General features: G+C 72.5%; 15 protein-coding genes and 1 pseudogene. 7 read left to right on the forward strand and 9 right to left on the reverse strand.

Annotated elements, in window-relative coordinates:
- Positions 1-101: 101 nt before the first annotated feature.
- The 3 genes from BM314_RS11830 (at position 102) to BM314_RS11840 (ending at position 3,643) form a co-directional block, all read left to right on the forward strand.
- On the forward strand, positions 102-401 hold the full coding sequence (locus BM314_RS11830) for a hypothetical protein (protein WP_091978247.1): 300 nt from the start codon (positions 102-104) through the stop codon (positions 399-401).
- On the forward strand, positions 398-1,036 hold the full coding sequence (locus BM314_RS11835) for a TetR/AcrR family transcriptional regulator (protein WP_091978248.1): 639 nt from the start codon (positions 398-400) through the stop codon (positions 1,034-1,036). Before BM314_RS11830 ends, BM314_RS11835 begins: the two co-directional genes overlap by 4 nt.
- A gap of 426 nt (positions 1,037-1,462) precedes the next feature.
- A complete protein-coding gene (locus BM314_RS11840; RefSeq protein ID WP_091978249.1) occupies positions 1,463-3,643 on the forward strand; it encodes a TonB-dependent siderophore receptor in 2,181 nt (726 codons plus the stop codon).
- Positions 3,644-3,677: 34 nt separating this feature from the next.
- On the opposite strand, the gene BM314_RS11845 is transcribed toward BM314_RS11840, so the two are convergent.
- The 6 genes from BM314_RS11845 to BM314_RS11870 all read right to left on the reverse strand — a co-directional run bounded on the left by BM314_RS11845 (position 3,678) and on the right by BM314_RS11870 (position 10,549).
- Positions 3,678-4,874, reverse strand: a complete 1,197-nt coding sequence (locus BM314_RS11845; RefSeq protein ID WP_091978250.1) for a PepSY-associated TM helix domain-containing protein — start codon at positions 4,872-4,874, stop codon at positions 3,678-3,680.
- Between the two features lie 89 nt (positions 4,875-4,963).
- Entirely contained in the window at positions 4,964-6,553 is a 1,590-nt protein-coding gene (gene garD / locus BM314_RS11850) for a galactarate dehydratase (protein WP_091978251.1), read from the reverse strand.
- A gap of 44 nt (positions 6,554-6,597) precedes the next feature.
- On the reverse strand, positions 6,598-7,485 hold the full coding sequence (locus BM314_RS11855) for a 2-hydroxy-3-oxopropionate reductase (RefSeq protein ID WP_091978252.1): 888 nt from the start codon (positions 7,483-7,485) through the stop codon (positions 6,598-6,600).
- A gap of 22 nt (positions 7,486-7,507) precedes the next feature.
- On the reverse strand, positions 7,508-8,272 hold the full coding sequence (locus BM314_RS11860) for an HpcH/HpaI aldolase family protein (RefSeq protein WP_091978253.1): 765 nt from the start codon (positions 8,270-8,272) through the stop codon (positions 7,508-7,510).
- A gap of 130 nt (positions 8,273-8,402) precedes the next feature.
- Positions 8,403-9,293: a LysR family transcriptional regulator gene (locus BM314_RS11865; protein ID WP_091978254.1), complete on the reverse strand. Its 891-nt coding sequence runs from the start codon at positions 9,291-9,293 to the stop codon at positions 8,403-8,405.
- 122 nt (positions 9,294-9,415) lie between these two features.
- Positions 9,416-10,549, reverse strand: coding sequence for a branched-chain amino acid ABC transporter substrate-binding protein (locus BM314_RS11870; protein WP_091978255.1), 1,134 nt, complete (start codon positions 10,547-10,549; stop codon positions 9,416-9,418).
- Between the two features lie 348 nt (positions 10,550-10,897).
- Here BM314_RS11870 and BM314_RS11875 point away from each other — a divergent pair.
- Positions 10,898-13,615, forward strand: a pseudogene (locus BM314_RS11875) (glucosidase).
- 30 nt (positions 13,616-13,645) lie between these two features.
- Here the strand turns inward: BM314_RS11875 and BM314_RS11880 are convergent.
- Positions 13,646-13,963, reverse strand: coding sequence for a hypothetical protein (locus tag BM314_RS11880; protein WP_020093199.1), 318 nt, complete (start codon positions 13,961-13,963; stop codon positions 13,646-13,648).
- Between the two features lie 175 nt (positions 13,964-14,138).
- The gene (locus BM314_RS11885; RefSeq protein ID WP_012318753.1) at positions 14,139-14,417 is read right to left on the reverse strand and encodes a hypothetical protein; all 279 of its coding nucleotides are present in this window, start codon (positions 14,415-14,417) and stop codon (positions 14,139-14,141) included.
- A gap of 550 nt (positions 14,418-14,967) precedes the next feature.
- Here BM314_RS11885 and BM314_RS11890 point away from each other — a divergent pair.
- Entirely contained in the window at positions 14,968-16,716 is a 1,749-nt protein-coding gene (locus tag BM314_RS11890) for an outer membrane beta-barrel protein (RefSeq protein ID WP_244539921.1), read from the forward strand.
- A 321-nt stretch (positions 16,717-17,037) separates the two neighbouring features.
- Here the strand turns inward: BM314_RS11890 and BM314_RS11895 are convergent, their stop codons facing one another.
- Positions 17,038-17,601: a sugar O-acetyltransferase gene (locus BM314_RS11895; RefSeq protein WP_091978257.1), complete on the reverse strand. Its 564-nt coding sequence runs from the start codon at positions 17,599-17,601 to the stop codon at positions 17,038-17,040.
- A 112-nt stretch (positions 17,602-17,713) separates the two neighbouring features.
- Here BM314_RS11895 and BM314_RS11900 point away from each other — a divergent pair, with 112 nt between their 5' ends.
- On the forward strand, positions 17,714-18,259 hold the full coding sequence (locus BM314_RS11900) for a TetR/AcrR family transcriptional regulator (RefSeq protein ID WP_020093203.1): 546 nt from the start codon (positions 17,714-17,716) through the stop codon (positions 18,257-18,259).
- Between the two features lie 200 nt (positions 18,260-18,459).
- Positions 18,460-21,918, forward strand: coding sequence for a PAS domain S-box protein (locus BM314_RS11905; RefSeq protein WP_091978258.1), 3,459 nt, complete (start codon positions 18,460-18,462; stop codon positions 21,916-21,918).
- The last annotated feature ends 280 nt before the right edge of the window (positions 21,919-22,198 follow it).

Consider the following 22,198-nt stretch of genomic DNA (forward strand, 5'->3'; position numbering starts at 1 on the left):
CGATGCGCTGCCGTCTCAACCCATCGCCCCCAATGAGAATGAACGTTCATTGACATGAGAATGAACGTTCATTATAAGGGTGGGGCAAACAGGAGCGCGCGATGGCTCTCACACTCGAAGGCCGCTGGTCCGATCTCGATGCCGAGCGTTTCGGCGCCCGCGGCCCGGGCGCCCTCGCCCTCGTCCGCGCCGTCTGCACCCCCGCCAACCTGACCTTCGGCGCCGTCCTGGCCCTCGCCTGGCTGGCCCTGATCAACTGGACGGGCGCCGGCCCGGACGGCTGGCAGGCCCGGATCTGCGCGGACCTGCATCAGGGACCGCAATCCTGCGCGGTCGCCAGCCTGGGCAAGGACCAGAGCCGCGTCGCCCCGGTCGCCGTCAAAGCGCAGCCGGGATCGTGACCGTCGCGGCGGACAGGAGGGCGGAGGCCCGCGGCGACCCGTCCGCCCGGCGCGCGCACATCCTCGACGCCGCCGAGGCCTGCTTCGCGCGCAACGGCTTCCATCGCACCACCATGCAGGACCTCGCCCGCGAGGCCGCGATGAGTCCGGGCAACTTCTACCGCTACTTCGAATCCAAGGAGGCCCTGGTCCTCGGGCTGGTGGAGCGCGAGCGCGAGCGCGGCACGCTCCTGGTCGCCGAGATGGAGGGCAGCGGCGACCCGCGCGGGACGTTGCTGGGCATCATCGCCCGCTACTTCGCGTCGATCACCCGCGAGGCCGCGACCCTGCGGGTGGAGATCTGGTCGGAATCGACCCGCAACCCGGACATCGCCGCCATGACGGCGCGGACCGAGGCGGAGAGCCGCGACTGGTTCGTGGCGACCCTGGCGGCGCTCGCCACCGCGCCGGGATGCGATCCGGCCGGGCTCTACGCCCTGCTCGCGCCGCTGATGAAGGGGATCGTCGTCGGCCGGGCCGCGCTGCCCGACTACGACGTCGCCGCGGCGATCGCCCAGCTCCACGCGCTCCTCGACGCCGGGCTCGACGGTCGCCTGCCAGCCCCGGCGCACGCGGGCCGACACGCCGGCCGCTGATCCCGGCACCGCGGCCGCCGCGCCCCCGGGACGCACCGGCGGCGCGCCGGTCGAACCGCCATCGACGATCGCGCGCCGGACACGGCGCGCGGTACGCCGGCCGGTCCGCGTTTCCCCCCTCGCGCGGGCCGGCCGGCCGTTCTCCCGGGCGATCCCGCGCGGTCACCTGACAGACGCGACGGCGTGAGTCGGCCCGCGGCCCGGGATTCAGCCGGTTGCGAAGGCCACGCATTACACACTCTGTAGTTGGCATCTTTGAATGATTTCAAAGCATTGCCCCTCAAAGCGTGCCTTCCGCGCCACATCCGGGCAGAGGATGCGCGCGTCACGCGCGGCTTTCGGGATCGGCGTTGAGAAAGGACGGCGTTTGCACTCTAGAAACACCGCACCGCGTCGATACGCCGCTCTTGAGAACGATTTTAAATCATGCACGCCGCCCGGATCGACGCCGTCGATCGCATCAAATACTGCCGGTCGCGCCTGAATATCTGCAGCACCGGACTCGCGACGTCGCTCCTCCTGCTCGCGCCGACGGAGATCCGCGCGCAATCCGACCCGGCCGCCGACGAGGTCGTGCTCTCCGAACTCAGCGTTGCGGGCACGGACCCGGCCAGCGAGCGGGCCGACGGTCCCGTCGTGGGCTACCGGGCGACGCGCTCGGCGACCGCCACGCGCACCGACACGCCGGTGCGCGACTCGCCGCAATCGATCAACGTCGTGTCCCGCTCGGTGATCACCGATCAGCAGGACCTGCGGCTGACCGATGCCGTGACCAACGTCAGCAACGTGGTTCTCGGCAGCACGGTGCAGGGCCGGTCGCAGAACTACCTGATCCGCGGCTTCTCCACGCAGGTCTTCGCCGTCGACGGCGTGCTGGTCGACCCGGCCATCAACTTCTACCCGGTGACGCGCGACCTCGTGGATGCCGAGCGCGTCGAGGTGATCAAGGGCCCGGCCTCCGTGCTGTTCGGCCGGGGCGATCCCGGCGGCGTCATCAACATCGTGACCCGCCGGCCGACCTTCGAGCCCACGGCCGACGCGAGCGTGCAGGGCGGCAGCTTCGGCTTCCGGCGCTTCCAGGGCTCCGTGTCGAGCGCGCTGCCCGCCGTCGAGGGCCTCGCCGCGCGTCTCAGCTTCGCCGCCCAGGAGGATCCGACCTTCCGCAATTACGGCGGCGACACGAACCGGCGCGTCTTCGTGGCGCCGGCCTTCAGCTGGACGCCGAGCGCCGACACCCGGGTCTACGTGAACTCCGCATTCACCAACCAGCGCACCCAGTACGACGAGGGGCTGGTGGCCTTCCGCGGCCGCGTCCCGCTCGACAACATCGGCCGGTTCTACGGTGAGCCGTCCTCGCGCTACTTCGGCGCGTTCAACACGATCACCATGCGGGCCGAGCACGACGTCAACGAGAACCTGACGCTCCGGCAGGTCATCGCCGGGCAATGGGGCACGTTCGACGTGTTCGCCGCCCGTGCCCTATCGGTCAACAATGCCGGCACGCTGCTGAGCCGGCGCGAAGCCACGGTCAATTCGCGCTTCGCCGCGGTCGACAGCCAGACCGAGGCCGTGATGAAGTTCGACACCTTCGGCTTCGCCCATACGGCGCTCCTCGGGTTCGAGTACTCGAACGGCTTCCGCCACGCCTTCTCCCAGCAGGGCAACCTCGCCCCGGTCAGCTTCCTCAACCCGATGTTCGGCGCGGCCTTCCAGCCGCTCCAGTTCCAGGCCGACCTGAAGCAGAAGCTGGAGGTGTTCGGGCTCTACGTCCAGGACCAGATCGTGCTGGCGCCGGGCTTGCAGCTCGTCGTCGGCGCCCGGTTCGATCTCGGCAGCCAGTACTATTTCAACCGCCAGCCGGCCTCGCGGACCCAGCCGCCCGAGCAGACCCTGTTCGGCGCCTCGCCGCGGGTCGGGCTGATCTACCGGCCGTTCGAGCCGCTGACCTTCTACGCGAGCTACGCCACGTCGTTCCTGCCGCAGACCGCCAGCGTGCTGAACGTGGCGAGCCCCCCGCCCAGCACGGGCGAGCAGGTCGAGGCCGGCACCCGGGTCGATCTCACGCCCGGCCTGACCCTGAGCGCGGCCGCCTTCCAGATCGTCCGGGACAACGTCGCGGCCACCGACCCGCGCAATCCCACCTTCTCGGTCATCACCGGCCAGCAGCGGTCGCGGGGTGTCGAGGCCGACCTGGCCGGCGAGATCCTGCCCGGCTGGAGCATCATCGGCAGTGTCGGCCTGATCGACGCGCGGATCACCAAGGACACGACCTTCGCGGTCGGCAACCGGCTCACCGGCGTGCCAGTGTTCAGCGGCAGCCTGTGGACGACCTACGCGTTCCAGGACGGCCCGCTGCGCGGGCTCGGGCTCGGCTTCGGCGTCACCCATGTCGGCCGACGCTACGGCGACCTCGACAACAGTTTCACCGTGGGCGCCTACAACCGGCTCGACGCGCTCGTGTACTACGATTTCGACGCCCACTGGCGCCTGTCGGTGAACATGCGCAACCTGACGAACGCGCGCTACATCGAGGCGCCGACCAACGCGACCAACAACACCCCCGGGGCGCCGTTCACGGTGCTGGCGACGATCACCGCCCGGCTCTGACGGGCGGTGATCGTCGCCCCGCCGGAGGCCGCCGTCAGGGGCTCGCCGTGCGGACCGCGCCCGCCGGCGCCCCGGCCGCGACGGTCCTGCGGCGGGCGCCGGCGCGGCGGCGCAGGACGTAGAGCGTCAGGCCGGTCGCCGCGAAGCCCGGCATGGCCAGCGCCGCGAGGCAGAACAGCAGCGCGACGAGGTCGCCGAAGAAGCGGCCGCGATGCACCTCCAGGACGTTGTCCAGGAGGCGCCGGCCCAGCGGCGCGTCGGCGGCCCGCTCGGAGGCCAGCAGCGCGCCCGTGGCGGGATCGTAGCGGATCTCGTTGCGGGCGCTCGGCGCGTCGACGCCCTTCGGCAGCCAGCGGATGCGGATCGCCTTCGTGTCGGCGCCCGGCAGGGTCAGGACCGCCGTCCCGGCCTCCGCGCCGGTCCGCGCCCGGAAATCCGCCCAGGCGCGGTCGACGGCCGCGCCGTCGGCGGCGGGATCGGCCGGTTTTCCGGCGGCCCTGCGGCCGGCCGGCTTCGCGGCGTCGGGGGCGCCCGCGAGCAGCCGCGTCGCGCCGTCCTTGAACCACGGGTAGGACCACGTCAGGCCGCTCAGCGCGATGACCAGGTAGACCGGCAGGAGCCAGGTTCCGACCACGGCGTGCAGCGACCACCAGCGCGGCCGGCCGGGCCGCGACAGGGCCGGCTTCAGCCAGATCCGCCAGCGGTGGATCCGGGGCCAGCGCAGGTAGAGGCCGGTCGCCAGGAAGGCCAGCAGCGCCAGGGTGCAGGCGCCCGTCACCGTGCGGCCCCAGCCCTTGGACCCGCCGGGCAGCAGCAGCCAGCGGTGCAGGTCCCGCACCGTCGTGAAGGCGCCCTCCAGCCGCACCGGGCCGAGCAGCGCGCCGTCGTAGGGGTCGGCGTAGGCGGCGGGCGGCCGCGCGCGGGTCTCGGGGTCGCGGGCGAAGCGGACGTGGACGCTCGCGCGCGGGTCGTCCGACAGGGTCAGCACGTTGGCGACGCGGCCGCCCGCCTGCGCGTCGATCCGCGCCGCCAGCGCCGCGGGGGGCAGCGCCGTCCGCCCGGCGGGCGCGACCTCCAGCCGGTCGCGGTTGGCGAAGGCGGTCACCGCCTCCTCGTAGCTCATCAGCGCCCCGGTCAGGCCCATCAGGGCGAGGACGAGGCCGGCGGTGAGGCCCAGCGCCCAGTGCAGGCGGAAGAGCAGGGTCCGGAGGGCGGGAATCGGCAGCGTCATGGCGGTGCCGGCTGCCTAGCAGAGTCCGGCCACGCTGACGACGCGGCGGGACGCATGCCCCGCCCGCCTGTCCGGCCGTCCCGCCGGCCTCAGGTGATCGGCGCGGGGTTGAACAGGGTCAGGTCGTTGAACAGCCCCCACCGGTCCGACCAGGGGCGCTTGCGCCCGCTCGCCACGTCGAGGATCAGGTGGAACAGCTCCCAGCCGACCTCCTCGATCGTGGCCGCGCCGGTGGCGATGCGGCCGGCATCCAGGTCGATCAGGTCGGACCAGCGCTCGGCCAGCTCCGTGCGGGTCGCGACCTTGATCACCGGCGCCTGGGCGAGACCGTACGGCGTGCCGCGGCCGGTGGAGAACACCTGCAGGGTGATCCCCGAGGCGAGCTGCAGCGTGCCGCAGACGAAGTCGCTCGCCGGCGTCGCGGCGAAGATCAGGCCCCTCTCGCGGACGCGCTCGCCCGGCGCCAGGACCCCCGAGATCGCGCTCGTGCCCGATTTGGCGACCGAGCCCAACGCCTTCTCGACGATGTTGTTGAGCCCGCCCTTCTTGTTGCCCGGCGACGGGTTGGCCCGGCGGTCGGCCTCGCCCTTGGCGAGGTAGGCGTCGTACCACGCCATCTCGCGGACCAGCGCCGCGGCGACCTCCGGGCTCTTCGCCCGGGGGGTGAGCAGGTGGATCGCGTCGCGCACCTCGGTCACCTCCGAGAACATCACGGTGGCGCCGCAGCGGACCAGCAGGTCGGCGGCGAAGCCGAGCGCCGGGTTGGCGGTCACCCCCGAGAAGGCGTCGCTGCCGCCGCATTGCAGGCCGACCACGAGGTCCGAGGCCGGGCAGGTCTCGCGGGTCCGGCGGTTCAGCACCTCCAGGCGGGCCTCCGCCATCGTCAGGATGCTCTCGATCATCGCCGAGAAGCCGTGATGGCGCTCGTCCTGCAGCCGCACCACCCCGTCGCCGGCCGCGCCGTTGTCGGGCAGGAGCCGCTCCGAGACGAGCTTCTCGCAGCCGAGGCCGACGACCATGACCTCGCCGCCGAAATTCGGGTTCTGCGCGAGGCTCTGGAGCGTCCGGATCGGCACCACCGCCTCGGGGGCGTTGATGGCGACGCCGCAGCCGTAGGCGTGGGTCAGGCCGACCACGTCGTCGACGTTGGGGTAGCGCGGCAGCAGCTCCTGCTTGATCCGCCGGATCGCCACGTCGAGGGTGCCGGCGACGCACTGGACGCTGATCGAGATCGCCAGGATGTTCTTGGTGCCCACCGACCCGTCCGGGTTGCGGTAGCCCGCGAAGGTGTAGCCCTCGAGCGGGGGCAGGGGGGCCGGCACGCGGGTGGCCATCTCCAGCGCGTCGAGGGCGGGGGCGACCGGCGTCGCGACGCGGGATTCCTCCACCCAGGCGCCCCGCGGGATCGGTTGCGTTGCGATGCCCACCACCTCGCCGTAGCGCCGGACCTCCCCGCCCTCCGGGATGTCGGCGAGCGCCACCTTGTGGCCCTGCGGCACGAACTCGACGAGTTCCAGCCCGTCCGGGAACACCGTGCCGGCCGGCAGCCCGAAGGCGTTGACCACGATCGCGACGTTGTCGCTGTCGCTCAGGCGGATCGTGCGCGGCACGTCTCCGCCCCCTCCGGCTCCCGCGGCGGCCGGGCGCGGGCGGGTCGGGACTTCGATCTCGGCCTGCATCGGGGGCTCCTTCCGTGACGCGCCCGTCCGGGCTTCCGTCGGGATCAGGCGGCGTCGCCGACCGCGTGGTTCGCCAGGGCCTCCAGGGCCCTCACCATGGCGGAATGGTCCCAGGCCGCGCCGCCCTGGGCCACGCAGGCCGAGAACAGCTGCTGCGCCAGCGCCGTGGCGGGCAGGCTGAGGCCCAGCGTCCGGGCGTTGTCCAGGGCGAGGTTCAGGTCCTTCTGGTGCAGGCCGATGCGGAAGCCCGGGTCGAAGGTCCGCTCGATCATCCGCGCGCCGTGCAGCTCCAGGATCCGCGAGGTGGCGAGGCCTCCGGTGATCGCCTGCCGCACCTTGGCGGGGTCGGCGCCGGCCTTCGAGGCGAAGAGCAGCCCCTCGGCCACCGCCTCGATGGTCAGGGCGACGATGATCTGGTTGGCGACCTTGGCCACCTGTCCGGACCCGACCGGGCCGACATGCGTGACCGTCTTGCCCATAGCCTCGAACAGGGGCCTGGCGCGCTCGAAAACCTCCGGCTCACCGCCGACCATGATCGACAGCGCGGCGTTCTTCGCCCCGACCTCGCCGCCCGAGACCGGCGCGTCGAGATAGGCGCCACCCCGCGCGGCGACCCGGACGGCGAAATCCTTGGTGGCGAGCGGCGCGATCGAGCTCATGTCGATCACGGTCTTGCCCGGCGACAGGCCCTCGGCGACGCCCCCGGGACCGAACAGGACCTGCTCGACGTCCGGCGTGTCGGGCAGCATCAGGACGATCGTGTCGGACCGCTTCGCGACCTCGGCGGCGGTGGTGCAGGCGGTGCCGCCCGCGGCCAGCAGCGCGTTTGGGACGCTGCGCCGGCTCTTGAGGAACAGGCTGTGGCCCGCCGCGATCAGGTGACCCGCCATGGGCGCGCCCATGATGCCGAGGCCGATGAATCCGATGTTCATGGGGATCGATCCCGGTTGCGGGTCAGGCGCGGAAGCGGGTGGCCAGCGCCTCGGCGTTGCGGGCGAGCAGCCCCATGTCGGAGCCCACCGCGGTGAAGCGGGTGCCGGCCGCGATGTAGCGGCGGGCCAGCTCCTCGCTCGGCGTGAGGATGCCGGCCTGCTTGCCGGCCCGGACGATCCGGGCGACCGCCGCCTCGATGGTGGCGACCACCTCCGGGTGGCCCTGCTGGCCGACGTAGCCGAGGCTGGTGGAGAGGTCGCCGGGCCCGATGAACACGCCGTCCACGCCCTCCACGGCGGCGATCGCGTCGAGATTGTCGAGGGCGCGGCGGGACTCGACCTGCACCGCCACGAAGATCTCGGCCTCGCAGCGGGTGTGGTAGTCCTTGATCCGGCCGAACCGGGCGGCGCGGGGCGCTTGCGAGAAGCCGCGGATGCCGCGGGGCGCGTAGCGCGTCGCCGCGACCACGCGGGCGGCCTGCGCGGCGTCGTCGATGTTGGGGATCATCAGCGACTGGGCGCCGGCGTCGAGGATCCGCTTGATGGTGATCGGGTCGTCGCTCGGCACCCGCACCATCGGGTGCGTGTCGCCCTCCATCATCGCCTGGAGCTGGGCGTAGATGTCCCGGAGGTCGTTGGCCGAGTGCTCCATGTCGAGGAGCAGCCAGTCGAACCCGGCCCCGGCGACCACCTCGGTGGAGAGGGGACTGGCGAGGCTGCACCACAGGCCGATCTGCTGGCGCCCCTCGGCGAGGGCCGCCTTGAAGCGGTTGGTGAGGCTGTCCATCACGATCCTCCCTGGGGGCGTCGCGGCGTCTGCGCGCCGTCCGCCCCATCACGCGCAGCCTTCCGCCGCGAGGTCAAAGCCAAACACTGGATCGATCGATGCGGATCGCGCATCGATCGATTGCGCAGGCTCACGCGGGCGGCATCTCGGCCACGATCGAGACCAGCTGGGCGATGAGCGGGTCGTCCGCGTCGCGCCGCCACGCGAGGAGCAGTTCCACGGGGCGCGGCGCCGGCAGGACGAGGGGGCGGAACACCACGCCCTCGAAGCGCAGGCGCTCGGCGGCGGCCGGCACCAGGGCGATGCCGAGCGCCGCCCGGACCAGGGCCAGGATCGAGTGGATCTGCGTGAGCTGCTGGACCGTCGGGGGCCGGATCTCGGCCTCGGCGAGCAGGGCGAGGACGAGGTCGTGGAAGTAGCGCGCCTCGTTGGGCGCGTAGCCGATGAGCGGCTCGCGCCCGAGATCGGCGGGGGTGAGCCCGTCGCGCAGGGCCAGGGGGTTCCCGGCCGGCAGGGCCACCACCAGGGGCTCGGCCAGCGCCCGGACGGCGATCAGGTCCGGGTGCGTCACGGGCGGGCGCACCAGCGCGGCGTCGATCCGGCCGGCGAGCAGCTCCTCGATCTGGTCCTTGCTGACCATCTCGCGCAGCGCCAGCGTCACGTCCGGCAGCGCCCGCCGGAACGCGGTGACGAGGCGCGGCAGGAAGTCGTAGGCCGAGGCCGCCGTGAAGCCGAACTTGAGGACGCCCGCGCGCCCCGCCGCGACCTGCCGGGTGACGTGGGTCGCGGTCTCGGCGAGCCGCAGGATGCGCTGCGCCTCGGGCAGGAAGCTGCGACCGGCGGCGGTCAGCCGGACCGTGCGGCTGGTGCGCTCCAGGAGCTGCACGTCGAGGACGCGCTCCAGGACCTGGATCTGCCGCGACAGCGGCGGCTGCGTCATGTTCAGCCGGGCGGCCGCACGCCCGAAATGCAGCTCCTCCGCCACGGCGGCGAAGCACCGGAGCTGGCTGAAGTCGAACATGAAGGCTCCCTCTCCCGGACCGCGGCGCAGTCGGGCGGGAGCATAAGGCCTTCGCGGCGGCCACGTTGAGATCGCCGCCCTCATCCAATTAGGTAAGGCGGCGGCCTCCGGGCCCGACCGGCCTACGGGGTCACCTCGTGCCCGGCATAGTCGATCCGGCCGTCCGGCCCCTTGGTCCACTCGTAGATGACGTAGTCGGGGCGGGTGAGGTCGCCCTTCCCGTCGTAGGCGATCGGGCCGACCACCGTGTCCACCGGCTTGCCCCGGTGCAGCCAGTCGGCGAGCGCCTTGCCGTCGCTGGAGCCGGTCTCGGCCATCGCCTTGGCCAGGACCTGCACGGCCGCGTAGGCGTAGAGCGTGTAGGCCTCGGGATCGATGCCCCGGGCGTTGAACGCCGCCACCACGCCCCTGGCGTTCGGGTTCTTGCGGGCGTCCGGCGCGAAGGTCATCAGGGTCCCGGCCGCGCCCGGGCCGGCGATCTGGACGAATTCCTTGTCGGGGATGGCGTCGCCGCTCATCATGCGGGCGGCGAGGCCCTGATCGCGCATCTGCCGGATGATCAGCCCGGCCTCGGTGTGCACGCCGCCGAAATAGACGACGTCGACGTTGGCGGACTTCATCTTGGAGACGAGCGCCGCGTAATCCTTCTCGCCCGGGTTGATGCCCTCGAACAGCACTTCCTTGCCGCCCTTGGCCTTGAAGGCCTTCAGCGTCTCGTCGGCCAGCCCCTTGCCGTAGGGGGTCTTGTCGTGGACGAAGGCGATCTTCCTGCCCGGGAAGTGCGCGGCCAGGTAGCTGCCCGCCACCGCGCCCTGCTGGTCGTCGCGGCTGCAGGTGCGGAACGTGTTCCACATGCCGCGCTCGGTGAACTTCACGCTCGTGGAGGCCGGCGTGACCTGGATGATGCCGGCGTCGAGATAGACGTCGGAGGCCGGGATCGTGACGCCGGAATTGTAGTCGCCGACGACCATCTTCACGCCGTCGCTGGCGAACTTGTTGGCCACCGAGACGCCCTGCTTCGGGTCGGAGGCGTCGTCGCCGACCGTCACGGTCAGCGTCCTGCCCTTCAGCGTGCCGGCCCTGTTGATGTCCTCGACCGCCTGGCTCACGCCGTTCCGGATCTGGGCGCCGAAAGCCGCGTTCGGCCCGGTCATGGGCGCGGCGACGCCGATCTTCACCGGCGCGCCGCCCTCCTGACCTTGCGCCGCGGTCATGAACAGCAGCCCGGCCAGGCCGGCCATCAGTAGTCGCGTCATCTTTCCCCCAAGATGTGGCCGTACAGATCGCCGACGAACGCTGAATTCGGATAGATCAACGCGGATCCCCGCGCGTCGAGTCGCAGATCACCCGGCGCGATCCTGTCGCTCACCTTCACCGGGGTCAAGGTTTGGGGGCGGGCCGAGACGGTCACCGGCGCGGGCGCGCGATCGGCCGGCGGGCGCTCACGGAGCCGTGCGGCGGCCCGAAGGCCCGACGGGTCGGGATGGCGCCGATGATGCATCGGGCCGGCGCATCCGCAGCGACCCGCCGTGACCGATGACCGCCTCCCGTCCCCGCCGCACCCCCAGCCCCGGCCGACCGGGCCCGCGTCCGGGACGCGGCTGATGGGGCCGCGCGCGGACGAGGATCGGGACGAGGATCGGGACAGGGATCGGGGCGAGGGTCGAGACGCGTCGGTGGACTGGGCCGAGCGCCGCCGGATCGCCGAGCAGGGCCGGGGCGACCGGGCGTGGTCGCTCTGAGGCCCCTACCTCAGCGAGCGGCAATGGGGGACCGTGCGGGAGGATTACAGCCCCTGCGGCAACGCCTGGGCCGCCCTGACGCACGAGGACGCCCGCTCGCGCGCCTATCGCTGGGGCGAGGACGGGCTGGCCGGCATCTGCGACGAGCGCGGCAACCTGTGCCTGGCCCTCGCCCTCTGGAACGGGCGCGACCGCATCCTCAAGGAGCGGCTGTTCGGCCTGACCAACCAGGAGGGCAACCACGGCGAGGACGTGAAGGAGGTCTACCACTACCTCGACGCGGTCCCGAGCCACGCCTACCTGAAGATGCTGTACCGCTACCCGCAGGCGGCTTTCCCCTACGCGGACCTCGTCGACGAGAACGGGCGGCGCGGGCGGGAGCAGCCCGAGTACGAGATCGAGGAGACGGGCGTCTTCGACGGAGACCGGTTCTTCGACGTCACCGTGGAGTACGCCAAGGCCGACGCCGACGACGTCCACGCGGTGATCACCGCGCTGAACCGGGGGCCCGAGCCCGCCGACCTCCACCTCGTCCCGCAGCTCTGGTTCCGCAACACGTGGTCGTGGGAGGCCGGGCAGGCGCGCCCGCGGATCGCCCGCGCGCCCGACGGTGGCGCCGTCTGCACCCACGAGCGGCTCGGGCCGTACCGGCTCGCCTTCGACGGGACGCCGGACCTGCTGTTCTGCGAGAACGACACCAACCTGCGGCTGCACGGCGGGCAGCCGGACGCCGCGGGGCCGTTCAAGGACGGTCTCCACGCGGCGATCGTCGACGGCGATCCCGCTTCGGTGCGCCGGGACGCGGGCACCAAGCTCGGCCTGCACTACGCGCTGCGGCTGGCGCCCGGGGAGACCGCCCGGATCCGCCTGCGGCTGTCGGCGGGCCTGCGCGCCCGGGCCGTCGACGACGGGTCCCTGGTCCGCCGCCGGGTGGCCGAGGCGGATGCCTTCTACGAGGAATTGCAGGACGGCATCGCGAGCGCGGAGTCCCGCGCGATCTTCCGCCAGGCCGCCGCCGGCCTGATCTGGTCGAAGCAGCTCTACAGCTACGACGTGCGGCGCTGGCTGGAGGGCGACCCGCTCCAGCCGCCGCCGCCCCGGGGGCGCGCGGGCGGCCGCAACGGCCAGTGGCGCCACTTCGCGGCGGCCGACGTGCTGTCGATGCCCGACACCTGGGAATATCCCTGGTTCGCCGCCTGGGACCTCGCCTTCCACTGCCTGCCGCTCGCCCTGCTGGACCCGGACTTCGCCAAGAAGCAGCTCCTGCTGCTCACCCGCGAATGGTACATGCACCCGAACGGCCAGCTCCCGGCCTACGAGTGGGAGTTCGGCGACGCCAACCCGCCGGTCCACGCCTGGGCAGCCTACCGGGTGTTCGAGATCGACCGGGACCGGCAGGGCGGGCGCGGCGACCTCGCCTTCCTGGAAGGCGTGTTCCACAAGCTACTGATCAACTTCTCCTGGTGGGTGAACCGCAAGGACGCGCAGGGCCGCAACGTATTCCAGGGGGGCTTCCTGGGGCTCGACAATGTCGGCGTGTTCGACCGCTCGCGCCCGCCCCCGGGCTTCGGGGTGGTGCACCAGGCCGACGGCACCGCCTGGATGGCGATGTACGCGCTCACCATGATGCGCATCGCCCTGGAGCTCGCCCTCCACAACGACGTCTACGAGAGCACCGCCTCCAAGTTCTTCGAGCACTTCCTGCTGATCGCCGAGGCCATGACCGACATGGGCGGGTCGGGCGGAGACGGGCAGGGCTACGGCCTGTGGGACGAGATCGACGAATTCTATTACGACGAGGTCGACATCCCCGGCGGCGGGATGCTGCCGCTGCGGGTCCGCTCGATGGTCGGGCTGGTCCCGCTCTTCGCCGTCGAGGTGATCGAGCCCTCCGTGCTCCACCGGCTGCCGGATTTCGCCCGGCGCCTGAACTGGGTGCTGGAGAACCGGCCCCACCTCGCCCGCCTGGTCTCCCGCTGGACCGAGGGGGGCGTGAAGGACCGCAAGCTGCTGTCGCTGCTGCGCGGCCACCGGATGAAGGCGCTGCTGCGCCGGATGCTCGACGAGGCCGAGTTCCTCTCGCCCTACGGCGTGCGCTCCCTGTCGAGGGTGCACCGCGACGCGCCCTACGTGCTCAACGAGCTCGGCGCCTCCTTCACGGTCCGGTACGACCCGGCCGATTCCACCTCGAACATGTTCGGCGGCAACTCGAACTGGCGCGGCCCGGTCTGGATGCCGATGAACTTCCTCATCGTCGAGGCGCTGCGGCGCTTCCACACCTATTACGGCGACGACTTCCTAGTGGAGTACCCGACGGGCTCGGGCGCGATGCTGACGCTCAGCGCCATCGCGGACGCCCTCGAGGACCGCCTGATCGCGCTGTTCGCCAAGGACGGGACCGGGCGCCGACCGGCCTTCGGGACCCGACCGCCGATCGCCCCGGCGCCGGGTGCCGAGGAGGCGCTGCTGTTCCACGAGTTCTTCGACGGGGATACGGGGCGGGGCCTCGGCGCCGCGCACCAGACCGGCTGGACGGCCCTCATCATCAACCTGCTGCGCGACCGGGCACGCCCGCGATAGGCGCGCCCGGCCGGGAGCCGGCCGATCCGGTCAGCAGCTCAGCCGCCGACCTTCGCGACGCCCGAACACTTTGTAGTGGGCGGCGCCCGATTCCATCTGGCCGTTGGCCACGGCGCGGCGGACATCCGGGTTGCAGCGCAGGTACTCGCGCTCGTCGAACCCGTAATTGGCGCGGCCGCGGTAATCGTCCCGGTCGCGGTAGCCGCGATCCCGGTAATCGTAGTCGCCGCGGTCGCGGTAGCCCCGGCCGCCGTAATCGTCGTAGTCGGGGCGCGGCTGCGCGGAGACCGGGCCGACCACGCCCAGAATGCCGAGGCTCACCGCGGCCGCTGCCAGAATCGCCTTCATCGTACCAATCCTCCCTTGTCGGTGGCCAGAAACGCGTCGGGGCGCGGATGGTTCGATCGCCTCGGACGTGGCACCCCCGGCCAGCCCGAGCCCAGCCCCCGCGATGCGAGAAGCCCGCCTCGCGGCTCTGCCCCGGCCCGCGCCGGGGCGGACGCAGCCCCGGCGCGGATGCGCGTCACATGCGGCGCATCATCTCGCGACGCATCTCGCGGTGGCGCATCTCGCGGCGCATCTCCCGATGCATCATGTGGCGCTCCATCCGGTGGCGCATCATCCGGCGCTCCATGCGACGGCGCATCATGTGGCGCTCGACGGGATCCATCTGGACCGTCGAGACCATGCCGGCGGGCGCCGACACGCCCGTGCCGGGGCCGATCGGCGCGGCGGAGGCCGGGATCGCGACGGCGGAACCGAGGGCCGCCAGCAGGGCGGCGGCAATGATCGTTGAACGCACGTGAGGTTTCCTCTCTCGCCGCCCGGGAAGACGGGCGGGCGTTTCCAGGGGACTCGCGGCCGGATCCGCCCGCAATCCCGCCCAGGAAGGCTCGGGCCGCCCGGATGGTTCCCCGGACCGGGCCGCCCCGCCAGGAACGCGCCGGAGCGGTATCGCGACGGGCATCGCGTCGGGCCGGCGGCCGGGCCCCGTGGCCGCCCTGGGTTGGACCGGGCAGGGCGCAGGTGATGCACGAACGCATCACCCGGCCGCAAAAGCGAACGGAACCAAGCCGCGGCACGACCGAAGATCAGAGCAACATCTCCGCCCACAATGACTCGAATACACCCTCAAAATACTCATTCTATAAAATCCGTGAGATCTATAAAATACCATTCTCGTCTCAACGATTGCGGAACCGGTCAAATTTGAGGAAACATCTGGAAAATCCACGCTTCAGAAATGAGACATCATGACCTAATCATAAGAACGCATCATGCGAACCGCGCGAGATCAGCAGAAGCTCCGCTTCGGCATCCGAAGCCTTACCGGCGAAGAGACCTTGACGCTCATGCCTTCGACGACGCGCGGCGGGGGACACTACATGTACCGCACCTCGAGTTCCGGACTTCTCCTGTGCCTGCTGTCGCAGACCGCGATGGCGGCGGACCTCCCGCGGCGGGCCCTTCCGCCGGCGGCGACGGCCGTGCCGATCTTCTCCTGGACCGGAGCGCATGCCGGCCTGTTCGCCGGTTACGGGACCCTCGATCGGGCCACGCAGTTCGTCTGCACAGGTCCGGACGGGCAGCCCGGAGCCCGGAACTGCCCGGTCATTCCATCGAAGCGGGCCTCGGACGGGAGCTTCGTCGGCGGCGCCGAGGTCGGCTACGATTGGCAGGTGAATTCCGGCTTCGTCGCCGGCGCCGCCGCGGATTACCAATTCACCCGGCTGTGGGGCTACGATCGCCGCGAGGGCGCCTTTCCGGCCGCGGGCGGCGGCTTCTATCGCCGCAGCGTCGCCCATTCCGGCCAGAGGCTGGACGAGCTCGCCACCCTGCGCGGCAGGATCGGCTTCGCCGTCGATCGCACCCTCGTCTACGCCACGGGCGGCCTCGCCGCGGGCACGGTCCGGACCGACAACAACCTGTCGTTGGCCGGTTTCCCGCTGTTCGACGGGCGCCAGGGCGCGGTGCGCCTGGGCTACGTGGCCGGCGCCGGCATCGAGCACGCCTTCAGCGAGCACCTCTCCGCCAAGGTCGAGGGTCTCTACTACGATCTCGGCTCCCGGGCGGTCCTCCCGGCTCCGTCGTACCCCGTGCTGACCGGCTACCACGCCGGCGCGCGGGTCGCGACGGACGGCTTCCTGGCCCGCGTCGGCCTCAACTACCGGTTCGGAGCTGGGCTTCCCACCCTGGCCCCGATCGCGTCGGCAGGCCCGGCCACCTGGGATTTCGAGGGCGGCCTGCGCTACGTCTTCAGCTCCGGGACACCGCGCGAGAAGCTCGGCGACCCCGACGTGCCCGGCCAGCTCAATTCGCGCCTGACCTACAACAACACCCAGGCGCATGCCGGCGAGAGCTTCGCACGGCTCGAGCACAACCCCACCGGCCTGTTCGCCAAGGGCTTCCTCGGCTCGGGCGGCGTCACCGGCGGCCGCCTCGCCGACGAGGACTTCCCGCCCGCCCTGCGCCGCTATTCGAAGACGCTGTCGCCGATCAAGGACGGCGACATCGGTTACGGCGTGATCGATCTCGGCTACGACGTGCTGCGCCGGGACGGGTACAAGCTCGGCGGCTTCCTCGGCTACCAGTTCGCGTCCGAACTGTATAACGGCTACGGCTGCCGTCAGGTGGCGGGCGGGGCTCCCTGCGCCAGACCCTACCCGACCAGCATGAAGACGCTGGGCGAGAGCATGCAGTGGAACGCGCTGCGCGTCGGCGTGATCGGCGAAGCGCGGTTCGACCGGGTCCGGCTGAGCCTGGAAGGCGCCTACCTGCCGGTCGTGAGCCTGAGCGGCGTCGACCGGCACTGGCTGCGGCCCGACATCAATCCGGGGCCGGAAGGCGGCCGCGGCGACGGCTACTTCCTGGAGGGGATCATCTCGTACGACCTGACGCCGTCCGTCAGCGTCGGCGTCGGCGGCCGCTACTGGCAGTTCCAGGCCGACAAGGCGCACACGACGGCTTTCCCGTTCTCGCCGCCCAGCCCGATGAAGTTCGAGACCGGTCGCTACGGCGGCTTCGCGCAGCTCTCCTACCGGCTGGCCGATTTCGGCTTCGGCGAGACAGGCGCTCCGGCGGCCCCGATCCGCAAGGACTGATCCAGCCGCCACGCCGCGCCCGAACGCGGGCGCGGCAGGCCAGGGGACGGGCCGCGCCGGCCGTTCGATTCCGGTGCCTCGATTCCGGCATCGGCCCCACCCGGCCCGCGGCAGCGACGCCGCGGGGCCGCTCAGCTTGGCCGCGCGGCCGCGTGAACCGGCCGCGACCGGTCGTCGGCGTCCCCGGCAGGTCCGGCCCGGACGGGAGTTCCGGCCCGGACGGGAGTTCCGGCCCGGACGGGAGCGCCGGCACGCTCGACGGAGTGCCGACGCGGCCGGACCGCTCCCCCACGCAGCACGCGCCCCGCGCGCGCGCGCCACTCACGGCCGCGGCCGGGCCGGGTTCCCCACCACGGTGGCGCCGGCCGGGACGTCGCGCGTCACCACGCTGCCCGCCCCGACGATCGCGTCGTCGCCGATCGTGACCCCGGGGAGGATGATCGCGCCGCTGCCGATCCAGACATTGGCGCCGATCACCACCGGGCGGGCGAATTCCAGCATCTGCCGGCGCTGGGCCGGGTCGCGCGGATGATCGGGGGTCAGGATCTGCACGGCGGTGCCGATCTGCGTCAGGTCGCCGATCGTGACCGACATCACGTCGAGGATGTTGCACCCGAAGTTCAGGAACACGCCGCGGCCCAGGCTGATGTTGTAGCCGTAGTCGCAGTGGAACGGCGGCCGGATGTTGCAGCCCGGGCCGACCCGCGCGAAGGCCTCCTCCAGGAGCGCCTGCCGCTCGGGCTGGCTCCGCGTCTGCGCGGCGTTATACCGGTCCATCCATTCCGAGATGCGCAGGTTGTCGGCGGCCAGTTCCGGGTCGTCGGCGCAGTACAGCTCGCCCGCCAGCATCCTCTGCTTCTGAGTCTTCACGATCTCTGTCTTCATGGTGGGGACCTCCCTCCGGCCGCGTCGGACCCTAGCTATGCGTACAGATGTACATATCAAGGCCGCGCGCGTCACGGCCCGGCTGCCCTGAACCGGATCCGAGGAGGTCCCCTTGCCCGCCGCCCAGCGCCGTTTCGACCCGGATCGCCGGGCGCGCATCATCCGGGCGACCCTCGACGTCGTCGCCGAGCACGGCGTCGCCGGCACGACCCACCGCCGGGTCGCGGCGGCGGCCGACGTGCCGCTGGGCTCCATGACCTACCATTTCGACAGCCTCGACGCGCTTCTGACCGAGGCGTTCACCGGGCTCGCCGACACGGTCTCGGCGCGGTTCGCCGACCGGCTCGCCGCGGCCGCGACCGTCGACGAGGCCTGCGAGGCCGTGGTCGACCTGATCGTGAGCGACCTCTGGGCGAGCCCGCGCACGATGCTGCTGAGCTACGAACTCTACGCCTTCGCGGCCCGGAACCCGCCGCTGCGCCGGGTCATGCAGGACTGGATGGCCAAGAGCCGGGCCGCCCTGGAACGGCACTTCGCGCCGGAGACCGCCAAGGCCCTCGACGCCATGATCGAGGGCCTGACGATCCACCGCTCGGTCGACCCGCAGCCGGCGGATCGGGCGCAGGTGCGGGCGATCGTGGAGCGGCTGGTGCGGTAGGGCCGCACCCGTCCCCGCACCGGGCCGGGGACGCCGCGTTCCGGCCCCTCAAGCGATCGTGATCGCCGGCCGGACAGGTGCCGAATGCCGCACGGTGCCGGCAAGGAATCAGCAACCGTCGCGCGAGCAGGTTCGCCCCGATGCGTGCCGAGGGCGCGCCCGGGCGCGGTCCGCGCCGGTGGTGGGGAACCCTGGGGCCGATGCAGATTGACGCGACCCGCCCGGCCGCGCCGCCGGATCCCGCTCCGCGCCGGGCCGCGGGCGAGCCTGCACCCTGGGACGGGGGCCCCGGCTTCGGGCAGTGGCGTCTCGATCCGCGGACCCGCCGGGTGACCCGATCGGCGAGTCTCGCGCGACTGCTCGGGACGCCCGGCGCGTGCGACCTGCCGCTCGCCGAGCACGTCGCGTGCTATCATCCGGACGACCGCGCCGCCCTGGTCGCGCGGCTCGAGGGGATCCTGGGAGGAAGCCGGCCGGCAATCCCCTACCAGGCGCGGGCCCGCATCGTCCGCCCGGACGGGACCGTGCTGGACGCGATCATCCAGGGGCTGCCCGAGTTCGGGCCCGAGGGCGCGCTCGTCGCCCTGCACGGCCTCATCCTCGACGTGACCGACCTCGTCCGGTCGGAGCGGCGGGCGCGCGAGACCGACATGATCCTGCGCGGCACGCTGGACAGCTTGGACCAGGGCCTCGTCGTCCTCGACGCCGACCAGCGGGTGCGCGCGTTCAACCGGAGCGCCGCGGACCTGCTCGACCTGCCGGACGACGTCCTGCGGGCGGGCGTCGCCCTCCCGGACATCCGCGCCTACCAGCGGGCCCGCGGCGACTGCGCGGCGGCCGGGTCCGATCCGGGCCTCGGAACGGGCGCGCGCGCCGGGCTGCCGCCGCTGTTCGACTGGCGCCTGCCCGGCGGCCCGATCCTGGAGGTCCGGTGCGCGGCCCTGCCGGACGGCGGCACGGTCCTGACCTTCGGCGACGTGACCCAGAACCGGATCGCCGAGCGGGACCTGGAGGAGAGCGAGCGCCGCTACCGGCTGCTGGCCGAGAACGCCACCGACATCATCATCTGGTCCGACCTGACCGCCCGCCGCCGCTACGTCTCGCCGGCGGTGCGCGCCGTCCTGGGCTACGATCCGCAGGAGCTGATCGGCACCCATCCCCTCGACTTCGTCCATCCCGACGAGGTCGGCGCGTACCGCCGCGTCCTCGACGACCTCACCGGCGGCCGCGCGTCCCGCGCCCTGACCTCCCAGCGCTACCGGCACCGGGACGGGCACTGGGTCTGGGTGGAGATCTCGTTCAGCCTGACCCACGATCGGGCGACCGGCGCCCCGGACGGCTACGTGGCGACCCTGCGCGACGTGAGCGCCCGCAAGGCCGCGGAGGACGCCCTGCGGTTGAGCGAGGCCCGCTACCGCGCCCTGGCCGACGCGCTGCCGCAGCTCGTCTGGATCGCCAGCACGGAGACCGGCGACGCCTCCTACGTCAACCGGCGCTTCGAGGATTACTACGGCCCGATCGGCCCGACGCGCGCCGCCCGGATCGCCCGGACGCATCCCGACGACACGGAGCGGATGGAGCGGCTGTGGTCGGAGGCGCCCGCCCGCCGCGCGCCCTACGAGGTCGAGGGCCGCCTGCAGCGGCACGACGGCGCCTACCGCTGGCACAAGATCGTGCTCCTCCCGATCTGGCAGGGCGAGAGCATGGTGGGCATGCTCGGCACCGCCCTCGACATCGACGAGATTGTCACCGCCCGGCGCGCCGTGGAGGATGCCAGCAGCCTGCTGCACCTCGCCCAGCAGGCCGCCCATGCCGGGACGTGGCACCTCGACCTCGACAGCGGCCGGATCGAGTGGTCCCCCGAGAGCGCGCGGCTCCACGGCATCGAGACCGACCGGAACCACGCCCTCGACACCCGGGACTGGCTCGCCCTGATCGACCGCGCCGACGGCGAGCGGGCGCTGCGGATCGCGGCCGGGGCCGCGGCCGCCGGGCAGACCTTCTCGATCGAGTTCCGGGTCCCCACCGCGGACGGCGGCGTGCGCTGGATCAACGGCGTCGGGCGCGGCGCGCCCGGGCAGGCGCGGCGGATGATCGGCCTCAACATCGACGTCACCGCCCGCAAGGCCGCCGAGGCGGCGCTCCTCGCCGCCAAGGCGGCGGCCGACGCCGCGCGCCTGGAGGCGGAGCGGGCGAGCGCGGCCAAGAGCGAGTTCCTCGCCGCCATGAGCCACGAGATCCGCACGCCGCTCAACGGGGTGATCGGCTACGCCGACCTGCTCCTCGACGGGACGGATCTCGGACCGTCGGCGCGCCGGAACGCCGACCGCATCCGCACCGCCGGGGCCGCGCTCCTGACCGTGGTCAACGACGTCCTCGACTTCTCGAAGGTCGAGGCCGGGCAGATCGAGATCGTGCCCCGGCCCTTCGCCCTGGAAGCGCTGATCGACAACGCGGTGTCGATCGTGCGCCCCTCCGCGGAGCGCAAGGGGCTCGCCCTCACGCTCGCCCAAGGCCCGGGCCTGCCCGACTGGGTCGAGGGCGACGAGGACCGCCTCCGGCAGATCCTGCTCAACCTGCTCAACAACGCCGTGAAGTTCACCGCGTCGGGCGGCATCGACCTGTCGGTCCGGGTCAGCCCGGACGCGATCGGCGGGACGCGGCTGCGCTTCGCGGTCCGAGACACCGGCATCGGGATCCCGACCGACAAGTGCGACCGCCTGTTCCGGCGCTTCTCGCAGGTCGACGGCTCGATCAGCCGCGAGTACGGCGGCACCGGGCTGGGGCTCGCCATCTCGAAATCCCTCGTCACGCTGATGGGCGGGACGATCGGCGTCGCGAGCACGGTCGGGCACGGCTCGACCTTCTGGTTCGAGGCCGACCTGCCCGCGGCGGTCCCGCCGGCCCGCGCGACCGCGCCGGCCTCGGCGATCGCCCGCGCGACCGGCCGCCGCCTGCTCCTGGCCGAGGACGTGCCGCTCAACCAGGACCTCGCCCGGATGATCCTGGAGCGCGCCGGGCACGCGGTGGACGTGGTGGCCGACGGGGTCGCCGCGGTGGCGGCCGTCCAGGCGCGGTCCTACGACGTCGTCCTGATGGACGTGCAGATGCCCGTGATGGACGGCATCGCGGCGACCCGGCGGATCCGCGCCCTGGGCGGCGGCGCCGGCCGCCTGCCGATCCTCGCGATGACGGCGAACGTCCTGCCGCAGCAGGTGGCCGAGCTGCGCGCCGCCGGGCTCGACGACCATATCGGCAAGCCGTTCCGCGCGGACGCGCTGCTCGGCGCGATCGACCGGTGGGCGGCCCCTCGCGCCGAGCCGCCGCGCCGCGCGGGGACGATCGACCGGGCCACCCTGGACGAGATGACCGCGATGGTCGGCCAGGCGCGCATGGGCGACCTCCTGGCGATGCTGGCGAAGGAGCTCGCCGAGCGGTTCGGGCCGGCGGCGACCGACGGCGACCGGACGCGGCTGATGGGGGACGCGCACGCCATGGTGTCGGCGGCCAGCATGATCGGCTTCCTGGATCTGGCCGCGACCTGCCGGGCCTTCGAGACGGCCTGCCGCGCGGGCGAGGACGTCACCGCGCTGCTGGCCGCGCTCCGGGCCCAGGCGGCCGCCACGATCGACGAGATCGCCGCGCTGCGCGCGGCCTGAGCGGGGGCGCCGCCGGAGCCGGCCCGCGGGTTTTGCACGCCCAAATTCTCGTCTCCCAGCCACGCGGCGGCGAGGAACGATCTTCCAGCCCGGCGGTCCGCCCAGCTCCCCGGCCCGCCGGGCCGCGAGCCGCGCCCCGGCCCGCCGGGCCGCGACGCCGGGACGACGATGGCGGGTGCCTCCGGCGAGGGCGGTTCGGAGAACGGCACCGGGTATCGCGCGCGTCCGGGGAGATGGATATTCCGGCGCGCGCGGTCCGCGCACCGCCGCGGCCGGCTGC

Origin of the sequence: Methylobacterium sp. 13MFTsu3.1M2 (assembly GCF_900112625.1) — a bacterium.
GTDB lineage: Bacteria > Pseudomonadota > Alphaproteobacteria > Rhizobiales > Beijerinckiaceae > Methylobacterium.